The sequence below is a fragment of the Shewanella sp. MF05913 genome (assembly GCF_059758095.1).
On record NZ_JCAYNT010000010.1, the window covers coordinates 130,817 to 148,187 of the forward strand.

Consider the following 17,371-nt stretch of genomic DNA (forward strand, 5'->3'; position numbering starts at 1 on the left):
GTTAATCCTTAAGCAGTTCAACTTGAGTCGGTTTCAGCTCTAACACTTCAATTCCATGAGGTGTGATATGCCAAAAAATATCTAAATCATATAAAGCCACTTGGTATAACTTAGGGTCGTCTTTGGCTTTTTTGTAGGCAGGGCGAGGATCTTGAGACAACACACCTTCAATGAGCTCATGTAAGCCCAGGTATTGCTCTTGCGCTGCATAGTGCGCAATTTGTGTCGTTGCAATATCGGTATAGCTGACCGGTATCAGTAACGGTGCGTCCTGGGCTATCCCGCCTTTGGCATCTAAAATGGCATCAGAAAAAGGGATGTAGGGCTTAATGTCAATAATGGGGGTGCCGTCTAATAAGTCCATGCCAGAGATAGCCAAACACACTTTGCCCTTGCGAGTGACGATGCCGTGAAGCTTAACAACGGATTGACCGATGCCATTAGGTCTAAATGTAGAGCGTGTAGCAAATACACCTAGTTTTTCATTACCGCCAAGGCGAGGAGGGCGCACTGTGGTTTTCCAGCCTTGAGCTAAATTCTCATGAAAGCAAAACAATAACCACAAATGAGAATATTGCTCTATTCCTCGAACCGCATCGACATGATTAAACGCGGGTTCAAACTCAATGTACCCTGTCGCATTAACTAAACCGGGTTGACGTGGAATTCCAAACTTTTGTTTATATGGCGTCCGGCAAATAGCAACAGCACTGATTTGGTTGCTAAAAGAAGCATTGGTTTGAGATTTGTCTTTATGAGTGCGTTCGGCATCTTGGGTCATGCAATACCTGAAATAAGCTGATGTAGGAGTAAAGTCCATAAATAACATGATGAGTAATATTGTGATAAATCATGTTATTTATGGTCTAGCGGCTAGGTGATATTACCCTGTTGTGGGTTATTTAACGTCAGCTGTTTTGATTGCCTGGCCAACACAAAGCGCGCGACTGTAGCAGCTATTATCAGGTTCGTTGATCACAAAGCAGCTTTTAACCACAAAACCATTGGCTCCTAAGTCAGCCGCCGCTCGTCTTGCGTTACTGCGTGCATCAGAAATCTGTGGTGGAGTATCTTTGGCGGTTTCTTGGCAAGCTTCGCCTTCAACTAAACCTAATACTTCAAAATGACCTTTAGGTTGAACTTCACCGTCATATAAAACTACATCACCCACTTTAAAATATTCGTTAATAGCCTTACCGTCTAAATTACTTTTGAATACATAATCACTTGCACAGGCAGTCAATAAAAGTGCGAAGCCCGAAAAAACCAATGCGTGTTTAACAGAAAAATTCATAGCCGTAGCCTTTAATGAAAGAGTAGGAATCAACTACTAAGTTTACCTTGTCTTCTGGTGATGATAAAGCTGTCAAATAAAAAGGGCTTACCTAAGTAAGCCCTTTTTTTGGTTAATCAATAAATAGCTTATTGAAAAACTTATTCCATACCAGGAATTAAGAATTCTTTGATATCTTTACCGCTTTCAATTTGGGTTTTGAACACGGTTGGCATACGGCCTTGACCAGTCCATTGAACTAATTCACCGTCAACAGTGATTTGATATTTTGCTGGACGTGGAGCGCGTTTGGCTTTTGCCGCTTTAGGTGCAGAAGTCACATCACCTAAGTCTTCAATTGATAAACCGCTGTTTTCAATTTGCGCTAAAATTTCAGCAATGCGTGCATTACGTTCTGCATTGGCTTCAAGTTCTAATTTCTCTTCATCTTCGCGGTCAGCAATAATTTTTTCTAACTTAACTGCAGTGTCACGTAAATCATCAAGAGACAATTCTTTTACTGCTGCTTTAAAACGACGACCGTGGGTTAAAATATCTAGAAAGTCACTCATGTTGTTTAGTTTCCTAATGATTTATTATTAAAAATAAAATGTTTAAAAGACAAGTTGTTCAACTTACAAGGTAAATTTCAGTATCGCATATGGTTTATTTAGGCCGTTTTTATTAATATTGATGAGATTAAATCCCACAACGTTACCGATACACTGTTTAATAATACTGAATATTAGCGTAATAATAGAAACTATTCGTTATAGGATCAAATTAAATTACCTTTAATGTCTAATATTTTTTATTTAATCTTAATTGTTAACCCTCTATTGTTTAAATGTTGTTTAGTTTGGTTGCCAGCTTGAAGGTAAATAAATCTAAACAAGCGTTTGACTTTTGTTGACGTTAACGTTAACAGGACGTAAAGTAATCCCATCTTGCATTGGCAAACGCCAGTGTGTTGTCCACATACATTGAAGGTGTAGTAAGGAAAACCTATGAAAATATTGGTGCCTGTTAAACGCGTAGTCGATGCCAATGTGAAAGTCAGGGTAAAAGCTGACAACACAAATGTTGATACGACCAACCTTAAAATGGCGTTAAACCCATTTTGCGAAATTGCAGTAGAAGAAGCCGTTCGTTTAAAAGAAGCTGGCATTGCCACTGAAGTGATTGTGGTAAGTGTAGGAGCCAAAGTGGTTCAAGAGCAGTTAAGAACGGCAATGGCACTGGGCGCAGACAGAGCGATTCATATTGAAACTGATGAAGAGCTGGTGCCATTATCAATTGCTAAGCTGTTAAAAGCGGTACAAGAAAAAGAACAAGCTCAATTGATCATATTTGGTAAGCAGTCTATCGATGGCGACAACAACCAAACCGGTCAAATGCTTGCTGCATTAACGGACATGCCTCAAGCAACATTTGCGTCTGAAGTTAAGCTTGATGGCGACATGGTTACAGTAACCCGTGAAATTGATGGCGGCTTACAAACCTTAAAAATGCCTTTGCCCGCTATTGTCACCGTTGACCTTCGTTTAAATGAACCTCGTTATGCTTCATTGCCTAACATCATGAAAGCTAAACGTAAGCCATTAGAAACCTTATCGGTTGCTGATTTAGGTGTTAGCCTCAAAGCTCATCAAACTGTCATTAAAGTGACCCCGCCGGTGGACCGTAAAGCCGGAATTATGGTGTCTTCAGTTGAAGAGTTAGTCGAAAAGTTAAAAAACGAAGCGAAGGTGATCTAACATGGCCATTTTAGTATTAGCGGAACACGATAACGTCAGTTTAAAATCAGATACGGCAAAAGTAGTGAGTGCTGCAGCGGCCATTGGTGGTGATATTCATGTGCTTGTTGCTGGCGCAGATTGTGGCGCAGCGGTTACTGCAGCACAAAGCCTTGCTGGTGTGAGTAAAGTATTGGTTGCAGACAGTGTTGAATATAGCGCGCAACTGGCAGAAAACGTATCGAAACTCGTGGTTGAACTTGCTGCAGATTACGAACATGTTTTAGCTGCGGCAACCAGTATCGGTAAAGATACTTTACCTCGCGTTGCGGCGCTGTTAGATGTGGCACAAATTTCTGAAGTGATAGAAGTGGTCAGTAGTGACACATTTGTCCGTCCAATTTATGCCGGTAATGCATTGGCGACAGTACAAAGTTTAGATGCTAAGAAAGTCATGACAGTGCGTTCAAGTGCGTTTGATGCCGTTGCTGCTACAGGCAGTGCTGATACCGTCAACGTAAGCCAAGTGATTGCCGCTCGGACTGAATTTGTATCGCAAGCCCTAACAGAATCTGCTCGTCCAGAGCTAGGTAATGCTGGCATTATCGTTTCTGGCGGTCGTGGCATGGGCAGTGGCGAAAACTTTGGTATTCTTGAACAACTTGCCGATAAGTTAGGCGCCGCTGTTGGTGCATCACGTGCCGCAGTCGATGCTGGTTTTGTTCCTAACGATTTACAGGTAGGTCAAACGGGTAAAATTGTGGCCCCTGACTTGTACATTGCTGTTGGTATTTCTGGCGCGATTCAACATCTTGCCGGTATGAAAGATTCAAAAGTGATTGTGGCCATTAACAAAGATCCTGAAGCACCGATATTCCAGGTGGCTGACTATGGTCTAGTGGCTGACTTATTTGAGGCTGTGCCTGCATTAAACAATTTAGTTTAATCAGGGCAGTTTGCTCCAGTTAGAGTCACTTATCGCTTGATAGTGTGCTTTCGATAATAAAAGGTTTCTACTTAATCGGTAGAAACCTTTTTTATTGACCGTTTTATGCTGCCATGGAGTTGGTATTAATAAAGAATGCCCCATCAGCTTTTGTTCTGCGGTCTCGCTATTTGAAAGGGGACAACCGTGGCGCAATAGCGACACCTTAATCTAAAACCGCTTGACGTATTCTGAGTAGTCACTTATTTAATGCGGATTGGTATTGGTTGCTGTTTTTGTATCCATTACACTAGTGTGCATTTGATTTAAAAACGTTAAACTAATGCTGTTAGATTGTAGGGAAAGTTAACGTTATTGTTGCTTGTGCTGCAGTTTAGCGCTTATTGCTGGCGCACAATGTGCCATTTATGATTGTATGTCGGCGCTATTTGTAATGTGTGTTTTTACAAGCAGCAAAAGTAGAGGTGCATTGCATAAGAGTCATGTTGAATTGGGTGATGCCAATAATTCAGCATAAAAGGATGCCATGCCGAAATAAATGAGTTGATCGCCCTCATTTGTTGGTGCCGTTCTCGAAAGGGGCTGCACTGTCATAGTGTTTTTATCGACATGATAAAAAAATGATATTCATATTAAATGGGTATGACTGTGGAGTGCTACTAGTAACGTTAACGCATATACTTTCTGTGTATGTTTAGCCTTATTTCTAGTTTTTCCTTATTCGTATTCAACGAAGAAATAATTAAATTATGATAATAAGTTATGCCGATTCGGCACTGTCAGTTTTGCCTCCACTTGTGGCAATTACCTTGGCTATTTTTACCCGTAAAGTGCTGCTGTCATTAGGGGTAGGTATTCTCTTAGGTGCGCTATTGCTAACCGATTTTTCCATGATTGGCAGTGGTGAATATCTTGCCAATACAGTCAGTCAGTTAGTGTGGAAAGACGCAGCCCTAAATAGTTGGAATGTGTATATCCTTGGTTTCTTAATTGTATTGGGGATGATCACAGCATTAATCACGGTAAGTGGTTCAGCGAGGGCGTTTGCTGATTGGGCTAAACGGCACATTCGTAATAAGCGTGACGCCAAGTTAATGACCATGTTTTTGGGCTGCGTGGTGTTTATTGACGATTACTTTAACAGCTTAGTTGTCGGTTCTATTTCACGTCCTATTACTGACCGTTATCATATTTCGCGCGCTAAATTGGCCTATATTCTCGATTCTACTGCCGCGCCTGTTTGTGTGATTTCACCGGTCTCAAGCTGGGGCGCATACATTATTGCACTCATTGGCGGTATTTTAACGGCACACGGTTTTGCTGATGCGGGTCATTTAAGTGTCTTTGTGCAAATGATCCCAATGAACTTTTATGCGGTGTTCTCGTTGCTATTATTGCTATGCGTTGCCGCTTTTAGTCTAGATGTTGGCCCGATGCGCCAGCATGAGCTCAATGCGCTTCGTGGTAACTTATTTGACGAAACTAAAGGCCAACCTCCTGGCGCGGCAACGGATTTACCTGAAGCCGATACCGGTAAAGTGATTGGCCTATTTTTACCGATTGCGATCTTAGTGTTTGCTACCGTGTATTTTATGGTATCAAGTGGCGCAGACTCACTCGCCGCAAGCGAGTTACCCTTTAGCGTATTAGGTGCATTTGAAAATACCGATGTCAGTTCATCACTATTTTTGGGCTCGCTTGTTGGCTTTATTGCTACCGTAGGACTTGCCATTCAGCAGAAAGTCGAATGGTCGATGTTAGTCAAAGGCATGACAGTGGGCGCACGCTCAATGTTGCCGGCTATTTATATCTTACTGTTTGCATGGACGATTGCGAGTGTGATTGGTCAGCTTGAAACCGGTAAATACATGGCAAGTTTAGCCACTGACAATATTCCATTTGCCTTACTTCCAGCAGTGTTATTCTTGTTAGCGGGTATTACTGCATTTTCGACGGGTACAAGTTGGGGCACGTTTGGCATTATGTTGCCTATTGCCGCAGACATGGCGATGGGAAGTGACAGTACCATGATGTTGCCAATGTTGGCTGCGGTGTTGTCTGGCGCGGTATTTGGCGATCATTGCTCACCGATATCGGATACCACTATCTTGTCATCGACAGGCGCCAGTTGCCATCATATTGACCATGTGGTGACTCAATTACCTTACGCACTCATTACTGCGTTTATTAGCTTAGTCGGTTATACCGTTTTAGGTTTTACGGGCTCATTGGTGGCAGGTTTAATTAGTTGTAGTGTGTTGTTTGTTATTAGCATCGTAATATTGCACTTTTGGGCAAAAAAATAATCGTTAGCCCTAAGATTAATCGATAAATACAGCCTGTGTTGCTGTCGTTAAAAATGCCGTACTCATAACGAATACGGCATTTTTGTTTGTCGTTGTCATGTTAAAACAGTTACTATATGCAACATAAACAGACCAACTATTAGGACGCATAATTTTGGCACAACTGTACTTTTATTATTCGGCAATGAATGCCGGTAAATCGACTTCATTACTACAGTCTTCTTATAATTACCGCGAGCGCGGGATGCATACTTTAGTGATGACGGCATCGATAGACAATCGTTATGGTGTTGGCAAAGTATCATCACGTATTGGTATCGAAACAGATGCGCAGATATTTGGTAGTACTGATAATTTAATAGAGTTAATTTCGACGTCTCATAATGAACAAAAAATTCATTGCGTATTGATTGATGAAAGCCAGTTTTTAAGTAAAGAACAGGTGAGGCAGATTACCCATGTGGTCGATAATATGGATATTCCTGTATTGTGTTACGGTCTTCGTAATGACTTCCAAGGAGAATTATTTCCTGGTAGCCAATATTTATTAGCCTGGGCCGACAAATTAGTTGAGCTTAAAACGATTTGTCATTGTGGTCGTAAAGCTAACATGGTCGTGCGTCTTGATCATGACGGTAAACCAATGCGTGAAGGCGAGCAAGTTGCCATTGGCGGTAACGAGAGTTACGAGTCGGTTTGTCGTAAGCATTTTCGTGAGTTTTTGTGGGATTAAATTAAACCTAACTTAACCAAATAAAAAAGCCGCTTCAAGTTAATTGATGCGGCTTTTTTGTGTGTCACTATTTATTAAAATCGGCTTCGGCGAATATTAAAAATCGGCTTCTGCGAAATCAACAATATCAGCACTGCTTGATTCAATTTGTTTGCGTAAACTGCGGGTTTGGCTACCCCAATAGCTCATAAAGAATTGTGCCGTTTTAAGTTTAGCTTGGTAAAAGCTAGCCTCTTCTGTACCTGCTTCTAATGCGGCTAATGATGTTGCTGCAATGCGAGTCCACATCCACGCTAGTGCTGTAATACCAAACAACTGCATATAAGCCATTGATGCTGCGCCAATTAAATCAGGGTTCTTGCTGGCTGACTGCACAATAAAGCCGGTGGCTTTTTCAAGATCGCCTGCCGCATCCATTAACCCTGCAAGATAAGGTTTCATTGCATCATTAGTGGCATATTGCTGCACGAGCTCTTTGACCATGCCAGACCATAGCGTTAATGCCGCACCTTTGTCTGCCAATAATTTACGACCGACTAAATCAAGCGCCTGTACACCGTTAGTGCCTTCATAAATCATCGCGATACGGATATCACGGACAAACTGCTCCATGCCCCATTCATTAATATAACCATGGCCGCCATAAACTTGCTGGGCATCAACACAAGCTTTAAAGCCTTGATCGGTGACAAACCCTTTAACAATGGGAGTGAATAGCGCAGCAAGGGCGGAGGCTTGTTTTGCTTGTGCAGGATCGGTATGACGCTCAGCTTGGTCCAGCCATAATGCTTGTTGGCCCATTAATGCGCGTGTACCTTCATTGAACGACTTTTGTGATAACAGCATACGGCGAACATCACCGTGTACGAGTAATGAATCAGCAGCTTGCTCAGGCTGCTTAACACCGCTTAATGCACGGCCTTGAATACGCTCTTTGGCATAAACAAGAGCATTTTGGTACGCAATATCTGATACGCCTAAACCTTGAATCCCCACGCCTAAACGTGCCTGGTTCATCATGGTAAACATGGCTTTTAGACCTTGATGTGGCGCGCCAACGAGCTCACCGATTGCGCCGTCAAAATGCATCACACACGTTGAATTACCGTGAATGCCCATTTTATGTTCTAAACCGGTAGCACTTAATGTGTTTGCTGCGCCTAGGCTGCCATCTGCATTGACTAAAAATTTAGGCACTGCAAACAACGAAATGCCTTTAACGCCCTCTGGCGCATCGGGTAGGCGAGCTAATACTAAATGAATAATATTGTCGGCAAGATCGTGATCGCCCGATGAAATAAAGATTTTCTCACCACTAATGGCAAATAACTCATCACCCGCAGGCACCGCTTTTGTGCGTAATAATGCTAAATCTGTACCGGCATGAGACTCGGTTAAGTTCATGGTGCCAGTCCATTCGCCGCTGACCAATTTGGCTAAGTACTTTTGTTTCAGCGCATCGCTACCGTGCACATGAATCGCCGAATAAGCGCCATGGGTTAACCCTGGATACATAGCAAAGGCCATATTCGTCGCGGTTTTCATTTCAGTCGCAAAGGTGCCAATCACTTCAGGTAAGCCTTGGCCGCCAAATTCAGGATCGCAAGTTAACGTCGCCCAACCATCTTCTACATATTGTTTGTAAGCTTGCTTAAACCCTTTTGGTGTAATGACCTTGCCGTCAACCAGTTTACAGCCTTCTAAGTCACCGCTGGCATTGAGTGGCAGCATAATGTCGGTGGTAAAGTCGGCAACACCTTGCAAAATCGCATCAGTGAGATCCGCATCTATTTCATCAAAACCGCGTAAATCAGTTTGTTGATAGATATTCAGCAATTCAGACAATATGAATTGATAATCACGCAGAGGAGCTTGGTAAATAGGCATAAGATCATTCCTTGGTTATGGTTAACGCAATGTTGCCAGTAACTAGCTTGTTAATTGTTACTGGTCCAATCAGATGGTGTCAGTGTATATAACATACCCAATTTCGAGTAAAAACTCAGTATTATTTTTACGTAAGCGTAAACTTATTTGTAGGGTGTTAACGTCACGATTTGTTGACTGTGAATATTAATACCCATATTCATCTGTAAAAGATCATATGTCAGCGAATACTAAATGGCTTAAGTCGGGTCTATTGATGTAATCAATAAATAACTTGAATGCGACATAAAGTCAGTGTGCAAGTTAACGCATAACACAGGGCGAGATATGAAGGTATTTGGGTCAATATTGGGGATGTTAATCTTGTTAATGTTGCCGTTGCATGTTACTCATGCCGCGGCGCAGCTTAATGAGTCGGTTGCCGCTAACTTTACGTTATCGACCGCCGATGGCGAGCACGTCAGTTTGAGTGACTATGCTGGCAAGCCTGTCGTCATTCACTTTTGGGCAACTTGGTGCCCTTATTGTAAAAAATTACAGCCCGGTTTAGAAAAACTTCGACTTAAATATCAACATACCGATTTACAGATGATAGGCATCAGTTTTAACGAAGATGCTGATGCAAATCCAGCCCAAAGTTTGCTTGACCGTGGTGTCGGGATGATAACGTTAGTCAAGGGTGATAAAGTGGCCGAGCTATACGAAGTCAAAGGTACGCCCACTACAGTGTTTATTGATCGTAGTGGCCATATTGTATGGATTACGCATACCGCCGATCCAAACGATGTGAATTTAGACAAAGCACTGCAATATATACTGCAATAACGGCGCGGTTTATTTGGCTTTTCGACGTAACGTCAATTTTAACATTAGCGGTCCAACAAGGGTCGTTAAGGCAATCACCATAACTAAAATCGCGAATTCTTTAGCGTGAATGACTCCAAGCTGTCGGCCCATTTCAGCAAACACTAACCCGACTTCACCACGGGGAACCATCGCCGAGCCGACAATACACCGTTCTCGCCAATCGGAACTCGCTGTTAGACCTGCAACAAACTTGGCTGCGACTGCAATTAAGGTTAATCCAAGTAACAGCAGTATTCCCATTAAGCTCAAATCAAGCTGACTAAGATCAAGGCTAATCCCCACGTACACAAAAAAGACCGGGCTAAATAATTGCACCAATGGTTTGGCAGACTCTTCGAGTTTATGAGTAAAAGCAAAAGGGTTTTTAAGATACCGATTAAAGGGGGAGGTGAATTGTCTCGATAAGCCCATACCTACGGCAAAGCCGCCCAAAATGGCGGGTGTGCCAAACCAGTGGGCTAACCAAGCGAAGAGGCAAATTAATGCCATAACGACCATGACTTCATACCCCGGAATACTGGCTTTAAGATGCAACCAGCGGGTTAAATAAATGATGGTTCTCACTAACGGTGGGCTAAGAATGATAAACGCTGCAATCATGGCAAATAGCACTAGAGTTGAGCCAATAGCAAACTCGCCTGATGAGGCAAAGTTAAACAATACGCTTAATAAAATCACCCCAACGATATCGTCGATAACCGCCGCACCAAGAATAATGTGCCCTGCCACACTTTGAGTTTGATTATTTAAGCTTAATACCCGCATTGAAATACCAATGCTGGTGGCTGTGAGGGCGCAACCAAAAAATAATGCGGTAAAAGGAGGAATCGAAAGCCAATACATGCTGGCAATACCACAAGCCAATAACGGCATCGCAATGCCGAGTAGCGCGACACGCATTGCTTTGTGGCCAGAATTAGCCAGATGTTTGATTGAGGTTTCGCAGCCGATATCGAATAACAGCAATATCACACCTAACTCGGCAATGATGGCTAAAGTGCTGTGTGGGGTAACCCAATTGAGCAGTGACGGGCCAATAATGATCCCAGCGGTGACTTCTCCCACCACGCTAGGAAACCCAAATCGTGCACTCAACTCACCAAATAAGCGGCCGCCAACTAGAATGAGAAAAAGTGCCATTACAAAGCTGTCTATTGCCATCTCATTTTCCTTAAGTTGGGCAATATGTATTTGATAGTTTTGGTCTAACAAAGTTGATGTTGATCAATTTTTACACCGATACTTATGCACAAACTTACGCTATTAGCTAAGCTAAAGATAGTTACTAGCTCACGTTTATTGAGAATGTTTTTTGTCTATGTAGCCGCTATTTTTACTTGGCTTTTGATTCAGTGATTGAACAATTGAGCCGGTCAGATTTTGATTAGATGATGAGCAGACTTTTACTGAGATAGCACCGCAGCGATATCAGTATCAGCCAATGTGTTTAGGATGCAAATGAGTCATTAACACGTCCCATAAAGGAGATTTAAATGAACAAAATGTTTGTGATTGCTCAAATGGAAAGCGCGCACACAGATGCTGTTGCGCATGGGTTGGCGTTAGCGAAACAATTAAATAAACAAGCCGAAGTGTTTGCTTATACTTATGCTTATTTAAGTGGTGCCGACCGTGACAACCCAAGGTTGGCCGGAGTGGCCCAAAAAGCTTTGATGACTCAACGAGAAAAACAATTACAAGCCCATTTAGATACGCTTGATGCTGAAGATGTGCCATTACATGTGATTTGGAGTAAATACCTTTTTGAACATGCTTGCAGCCATGCTCAGCGTCATGGTTTTGATTTAATGGTTAAAGCCGTTCACCATGCCGACCATTATTTACCTACCGACTGGCAGCTTATTCGCCATACGACAGTGCCTTTATTATTGCTCACCAACAATCCACTCAATAATGGACAAACGACCTTAATCTCAATCGACTTAGGCACCAGTAACCCTGCCAAACAACGCCTTAATGATGCCGTGATTGCCCATGGAAAGCAGTTTGCTAAAGCGACGGGGACAATGCTACATGTCGCTTACGTACTCAGAATTCCACAAATTGTGCGCGATATGGATTTGCTTGATATTAATGCTTTGGTGAAAAAAGCGTATGCCGAGCATAAACAAAAAATTGCTGAAATAGGTGTTGATGCTGATTGCATGCACATCATTACCGGTGAGCCAGAATTGTGTTTGTTTGAATTAGCCTGTCGCTTAAAAAGCCAATATTTTGTAGTAGGAGCAAGGCAGCGCCAAGGGTTGTTAGGACGAATTATTGGCAATACAGCAGAAGAGATTTTAAGTCGTATGCGCAGTAATGTATTGGTTATCCCAACCGAAGAATAATGTTTAACGACCGATAAAAAAAAGCCCGGTAAAAACCGGGCTTATTGCAAATAACACTTAAATTTTAAAACGTCATTTCTGGGACATGCTCTGGTACCACTAGCTTACCTGCTGTTTTTGTGACAATTTCTTCAACCGACACGCCTGGTGCGCGCTCTAAAAGATGGAATGCACCGTCTTTAATTTCCATAAAGGCTAAATCGGTAATGACGCGTTTAATGCAACCGTAGCCCGTTAATGGCAATTCACATGTAGATAATAATTTCGAATTACCGTGTTTGTCGGCATGCATCATGGTGACAATAATATTATCAGCACCAGCGACTAAATCCATTGCGCCGCCCATGCCTTTAATCAGCTTGCCTGGGATCATCCATGAGGCGATAGAGCCATTAACATCCACTTCAAATGCACCTAGTACCGTTAAGTCAACGTGACCGCCACGGATCATCGCAAAGCTTTCTGCTGATGAAAAGAATGACGCGCCAGCCACTGCGGTAACCGTTTGTTTGCCGGCGTTGATAAGGTCGGCATCAATGTTTTCTTCTGTCGGAAACTCGCCCATGCCGAGTAAACCATTTTCAGATTGCAGCATCACTTGCATGCCTTGCGGAATATAGTTAGCCACAAGGGTAGGGATCCCAATACCTAAATTAACGTAAAAGCCGTCTTGTAATTCTTTTGCTACGCGCTGGGCGAGTTGTTCTCTGGTCAGTGCCATGGTGTTATCTCCCTTATTTCGCAGCTTTGACGGTACGTTGCTCAATACGTTTTTCAAAGCTGGCTTTGATGACGCGGTCAACATAAATACCGGGTGTATGGATATGGTCTGGATCGAGCTCGCCTGGTTCTACAATCTCTTCCGCTTCGACTACGGTAATTTTACCCGCAGTGGCCATCATTGGATTAAAGTTAGCGGCGGTTTTACGAAACACTAAATTACCCATAGTGTCGGCTTTCCACGCGCGAACTAAGGCAAAATCTGCCGTCAATGATTCTTCTAATACGTAATGACGACCTTTAATTTCACGGGTTTCTTTACCGTCAGCTATCGGCGTGCCGTAACCAGTTGCGGTGAAAAATGCCGGAATACCGGCGCCGCCAGCCCGAATTTTCTCGGCCAATGTGCCTTGCGGCGTGAGTATGACATTGAGCTCACCTGACAACATTTGTTGTTCAAAGGTGGCATTTTCGCCAACATAAGAGGCTATCATGGTCGAAATTTGATGTTGTTTTAGCAATAAACCTAAACCAAAATCATCAACCCCAGCATTGTTTGAAATCGCGGTTAAGCCTTTTACACCCAATTTAACCATGTGGTTAATTAAGCCTTCTGGAATACCACACAAACCAAACCCGCCGACCATAATGGTCATGTCGTCATTCAGTCCTGCTAGTGCTTCTTCATAGCTGTGGACGACTTTATTGAATCCTGCCATCTTGTTGTCCTTATTGTTATGTTCACAACGGTGAGTATTTTTCTGCTAACCAGTGTGAGTATATGTGATTATGTTCTGATTGCATTTGCCACTTTAGACCCACTAACACGCCCTAATGCACGGCTAATGTTGTCGCCCGCCAGCGCAAGCTTAGCGAGATCAATGCCGGTATCGATCCCCATGCCATGGAGCATGTAGACTAAATCTTCAGTGGCTAAATTGCCCGATGCGCCTTTTGCGTATGGACAACCACCAAGGCCGGCCACCGAGGCATCAAACACGCTGACACCGGTTTCAAGGCAGGCAAGTATGTTGGCTAACGCTTGACCGTAGGTGTCATGAAAATGCAGAGCTAATTTGTCAATTGGCACCAATTTGGCGACAGCTTCTACCATTTGCCGCGCTTTAATGGGCGTACCCACGCCGATGGTGTCGCCTAATGAGATTTCGTAACAACCCATTTGGTAAAGGATCTCAGAGACTCTCGCAACCTCACTAACAGCAATGTCGCCTTCGTATGGGCAACCCAGCACACAAGATACATAACCACGAACCCGGATGTTGTGCTTTTGTGCCGCTTCGATAAGTGGTGCAAAGCGCGCAATTGACTCATCGATAGAGCAATTGATATTTTTCTGACTAAAACTTTCTGATGCTGCGCCAAAAATAGCCACTTCATCCGCACCTGCAGCAAGGGCTAATTCAAACCCTTTTAGATTAGGTGTTAATGCACTGTAAACGACACCTGGTTTACGCTTTATTTGACGCAATACATCATTCGAGTCTGCCATTTGTGGCACCCATTTAGGTGACACAAAACTGCCTGCTTCAATACGTTTAACACCAGCATCGGCAAGTTGTGTGATTAGCGTGAGTTTGTCTGCAGTGGTCACCGGCACTTCGTTTTGTAAACCGTCACGCGCGCCGACTTCGAAAATGCTCACTTTAGTCGGTAACATTTATGCTTCCTCGACGTTAGCTTCAGAGGCTAATGGTTCAACGTTTAACAGTTGTGCGCCATCGCTAACAAGCTCACCGCTTTGGAAATAAAACTCACTGACCACGCCATCAAATGGCGCCTCGATGGTGTATTCCATTTTCATCGCTTCCATCACTAATAAGCCTTGGCCTGCTTTAACTTGCTCGCCAACTTCTACTAAGTGCGTCACAACCGTGCCATTCATTGGTGCTTTAAGCTTATCTGCATGGTTTACCACTTCCTCGACCACTTGAGCCAAAATGGCTTTAAAGTGATAACTGCCAGAAGGTAAAAATAACGTAAAGTCATCGCCTTGATGGCTCACAGGGATTTTGCTTTTATGACCGTTTATTTCTGCAAGCAGTAAATCGGCTTTTAGCTCTCCCGCTAAGCTCAACACTTGGTCGTGTAAACACAAATGATATTGCTCACCAACGGCGGTCAGTAACAAATCATGTTGTTGAACATCGCTAGCAGCGTCTGTTAATAATGACACATGATGTACGCTTGAACTGTTGAGTCTAAAGCCGCTGACTTGGCCCCAAGGTGAATACGGGTCGGCGCTATTTATGGCCAACGCTTTTGCCGCTTGCTTGCGTGACAGCACTTGAAAAAGTCCTGCTAGTGCTAACGCGGTATCTGCTTCAATAGCAGCATCACCAATTAAGGTGTCGCCATAGCGCTCAATAAAGTCAGTACAGAAGTCTACCGCAGCAAAGGCTGGGTGCTCTGCAATGTTGGCTAAAAACTCGATGTTATGTTTAAGGCCACTGATTTGGTATGACTCAAGCGCATGGACTAAACGTTGCAGCGCGCGCGGGCGTGACTCGTCCCACACAATCAACTTGGCGATCATCGGGTCGTAAAAGTTACTGATGACATCGTTTTCACGAATACCGGAATCAATCCGTACATGGCGGTTTTGTTCTGGTTCACGTAAAAAGTTGAGCTTGCCGCTGGCAGGTAAAAATTCGTTTTGCGGATCTTCTGCGTAAATGCGGACTTCAAATGAATGCCCATGTATACGCACTTCATCCTGGCGCAGTGGTAATTCACCACCACTGGCGACAACGAGCTGCCATTTTACTAAGTCTTGGCCTGTCACCATTTCGGTAACCGGATGCTCTACTTGCAAACGAGTGTTCATTTCCATGAAATAAAAGCTGTTGTCGGTATCGAGTAAAAACTCAACGGTGCCCGCGCCAACATAATCAATGGCTTTAGCTGCAGCCACTGCAGCATTACCCATTTGTGCACGAAGCTCATCAGACAAACCGGGGGCTGGTGCTTCCTCAACCACTTTTTGATGGCGACGTTGGATAGAACAGTCACGGTCTGATAAGTAAATTGCATTGCCTTGAGTGTCAGCAAACACTTGTACTTCAACATGACGAGGTTGACGTAAGTAGCGCTCCATTAACAGTTTGTCATTGCCAAATGACGAGCTGGCTTCACGGCGTGCAGATTTTATGGCTTCAAGAATTTCACCGTCGTTTTCAACGATGCGCATTCCTTTACCACCGCCGCCGTAGGCCGCTTTAATCAGTAACGGGAAGCCAACAGCTTTTGCTTCGGCGATTAAGGTGGCATCGGTTTGATCGTCGCCATGATAACCCGGCACTAAGGGCACATTGGCTTTTGACATGATGTCTTTGGCGGCACTTTTGCTGCCCATGGCATCAATCGCATCGCTACCTGGGCCAACAAAAGCAATACCGTTTTGTTCGCACTTACGGGCAAATTCAGCATTTTCAGATAAAAAGCCATAACCAGGATGAATGGCTTCCGCGCCCGATTTTTTAGCTATCTCAATAATTAAATCAGCTTTTAAATATGAGTCGGCTGGGGCGCTGCCACCTAAGTAAAACGATTCATCTGCCATGGCCACATGGCGGGCATCTTTGTCGGCATCGGAATAAAGGGCGATGGTGCGAACACCCATGGTTTGCGCGGTTTTAATAATACGGCAAGCAATTTCACCACGATTAGCAATCAGTAATTTGGTAAACATTATTAGGCTCCTTGTGGATCAGATTTAGCGGCTTGCCATATAGGCGTACGTTTTTCAAAGAAAGCATTAAGGCCTTCTTGACCTTCATCTGACACACGAATACGAGCAATCTGCTCGCTGGTAAAATTGAGCGTAGCGTCGTCTATCACGCCGTTTTCTAAATACGATACGAGATTTTTTGCCCATGCCATGCCCTGAGGGCTGTTGGCATTAAATGCGGCGATAAAAGGGGTCGCCGCAGCATCTAAGTCATCGTTAATTTCGTGAATAACTTGATGTGTTAAAGCAACATCAGCACTAAAGCGTTCAGCGGTCAGCATAAAGCGGCGTGATTGGCGATTACCCATAGCACGAACCACATACGGGCTTATCACAGCAGGGATAAGCCCGAGTTTGACTTCGCTTAAACAAAAACTGGCGCGAGTGTTAGCAATGGCAATATCGCAGCAGCAAATCAGCCCTAATGCACCACCAAAGGCTGCGCCTTGTACCAAGGCAATGGTGGGTTTAGGAAACTTGTCGAGTACATGCATCAGCTTGGCAAGCTCGTGGGCATCCGTAAGGTTTTGCTCAAAATCCATCTGTGCTTGTTTGCGCATCCAATTAAGGTCGGCGCCAGCACTGAAATTTTTGCCATTAGCACGCAATATCAACATATTGCATTGACTGTCTTTGGCAAAGTGTTCGATAGCCTGGATCATCTCGCTAATCATCACTTCATCAAAGGCATTATGCACTTCAACTCGGTTTAAAATGAGCTCTGCTACCCCTTGTTCTAAGCGGCATTCAATGAAATTATATTGGTTTGATAACATTATTTATTACTCCTTATTAGCAGAATTA

At 43.6% G+C, this 17,371-nt stretch carries 16 protein-coding genes and 1 riboswitch; of the genes, 6 read left to right on the forward strand and 10 right to left on the reverse strand.

Features of this window, described 5'->3' with window-relative positions; all coding sequences use genetic code 11:
- Position 1: 1 nt before the first annotated feature.
- The 3 genes from tsaA to AC19MV_RS13295 form a co-directional block, all read right to left on the reverse strand.
- Entirely contained in the window at positions 2-781 is a 780-nt protein-coding gene (gene tsaA / locus AC19MV_RS13285) for a tRNA (N6-threonylcarbamoyladenosine(37)-N6)-methyltransferase TrmO (protein ID WP_498308138.1), read from the reverse strand.
- 117 nt (positions 782-898) lie between these two features.
- Positions 899-1,294 carry an Rcs stress response system protein RcsF gene (gene rcsF / locus AC19MV_RS13290; RefSeq protein WP_498299000.1) on the reverse strand — a complete coding sequence of 132 codons (396 nt, stop codon included), beginning with the start codon at positions 1,292-1,294 and terminating at the stop codon, positions 899-901.
- A gap of 140 nt (positions 1,295-1,434) precedes the next feature.
- Positions 1,435-1,845 carry an H-NS histone family protein gene (locus tag AC19MV_RS13295; RefSeq protein WP_432401679.1) on the reverse strand — a complete coding sequence of 137 codons (411 nt, stop codon included), beginning with the start codon at positions 1,843-1,845 and terminating at the stop codon, positions 1,435-1,437.
- Positions 1,846-2,280: 435 nt separating this feature from the next.
- Here AC19MV_RS13295 and AC19MV_RS13300 point away from each other — a divergent pair, with 435 nt between their 5' ends.
- From AC19MV_RS13300 to AC19MV_RS13315, 4 genes are all read left to right on the forward strand, one after another.
- Positions 2,281-3,030, forward strand: a complete 750-nt coding sequence (locus AC19MV_RS13300) for an electron transfer flavoprotein subunit beta/FixA family protein (protein ID WP_432401681.1) — start codon at positions 2,281-2,283, stop codon at positions 3,028-3,030.
- A gap of 1 nt (position 3,031) precedes the next feature.
- A complete protein-coding gene (locus AC19MV_RS13305) occupies positions 3,032-3,955 on the forward strand; it encodes an electron transfer flavoprotein subunit alpha/FixB family protein (RefSeq protein WP_432401683.1) in 924 nt (307 codons plus the stop codon).
- Between the two features lie 451 nt (positions 3,956-4,406).
- Positions 4,407-4,622, forward strand: a riboswitch (Lysine riboswitch).
- 79 nt (positions 4,623-4,701) lie between these two features.
- A complete protein-coding gene (locus AC19MV_RS13310; RefSeq protein ID WP_498308170.1) occupies positions 4,702-6,261 on the forward strand; it encodes a Na+/H+ antiporter NhaC family protein in 1,560 nt (519 codons plus the stop codon).
- 154 nt (positions 6,262-6,415) lie between these two features.
- Entirely contained in the window at positions 6,416-6,994 is a 579-nt protein-coding gene (locus tag AC19MV_RS13315) for a thymidine kinase (protein WP_498308141.1), read from the forward strand.
- A 96-nt stretch (positions 6,995-7,090) separates the two neighbouring features.
- Here the strand turns inward: AC19MV_RS13315 and AC19MV_RS13320 are convergent, their stop codons facing one another.
- A complete protein-coding gene (locus AC19MV_RS13320) occupies positions 7,091-8,881 on the reverse strand; it encodes an acyl-CoA dehydrogenase C-terminal domain-containing protein (RefSeq protein WP_498308143.1) in 1,791 nt (596 codons plus the stop codon).
- Between the two features lie 327 nt (positions 8,882-9,208).
- Here AC19MV_RS13320 and AC19MV_RS13325 point away from each other — a divergent pair, with 327 nt between their 5' ends.
- Complete coding sequence (locus AC19MV_RS13325; RefSeq protein WP_498308144.1) at positions 9,209-9,706, forward strand: TlpA family protein disulfide reductase; 498 nt, start codon at positions 9,209-9,211, stop codon at positions 9,704-9,706.
- 9 nt (positions 9,707-9,715) lie between these two features.
- Here the strand turns inward: AC19MV_RS13325 and AC19MV_RS13330 are convergent, their stop codons facing one another.
- Complete coding sequence (locus AC19MV_RS13330) at positions 9,716-10,909, reverse strand: cation:proton antiporter (RefSeq protein ID WP_498308146.1); 1,194 nt, start codon at positions 10,907-10,909, stop codon at positions 9,716-9,718.
- Between the two features lie 332 nt (positions 10,910-11,241).
- Here AC19MV_RS13330 and AC19MV_RS13335 point away from each other — a divergent pair, with 332 nt between their 5' ends.
- Positions 11,242-12,099 (forward strand): universal stress protein, encoded by an 858-nt coding sequence (locus AC19MV_RS13335; RefSeq protein WP_498308148.1) that lies wholly within the window; start codon positions 11,242-11,244, stop codon positions 12,097-12,099.
- A 64-nt stretch (positions 12,100-12,163) separates the two neighbouring features.
- On the opposite strand, the gene AC19MV_RS13340 is transcribed toward AC19MV_RS13335, so the two are convergent.
- From AC19MV_RS13340 to AC19MV_RS13360, 5 genes are all read right to left on the reverse strand, one after another.
- Positions 12,164-12,820: a 3-oxoacid CoA-transferase subunit B gene (locus AC19MV_RS13340; RefSeq protein WP_160056823.1), complete on the reverse strand. Its 657-nt coding sequence runs from the start codon at positions 12,818-12,820 to the stop codon at positions 12,164-12,166.
- A 13-nt stretch (positions 12,821-12,833) separates the two neighbouring features.
- On the reverse strand, positions 12,834-13,538 hold the full coding sequence (locus AC19MV_RS13345) for a CoA transferase subunit A (protein ID WP_160056821.1): 705 nt from the start codon (positions 13,536-13,538) through the stop codon (positions 12,834-12,836).
- Positions 13,539-13,606: 68 nt separating this feature from the next.
- A complete protein-coding gene (locus AC19MV_RS13350) occupies positions 13,607-14,497 on the reverse strand; it encodes a hydroxymethylglutaryl-CoA lyase (RefSeq protein ID WP_498308150.1) in 891 nt (296 codons plus the stop codon).
- Positions 14,498-16,528: an acetyl/propionyl/methylcrotonyl-CoA carboxylase subunit alpha gene (locus AC19MV_RS13355; protein ID WP_498308151.1), complete on the reverse strand. Its 2,031-nt coding sequence runs from the start codon at positions 16,526-16,528 to the stop codon at positions 14,498-14,500.
- Positions 16,529-16,530: 2 nt separating this feature from the next.
- The gene (locus AC19MV_RS13360; RefSeq protein WP_498308153.1) at positions 16,531-17,343 is read right to left on the reverse strand and encodes an enoyl-CoA hydratase-related protein; all 813 of its coding nucleotides are present in this window, start codon (positions 17,341-17,343) and stop codon (positions 16,531-16,533) included.
- Between the last annotated feature and the right edge of the window lie 28 nt (positions 17,344-17,371).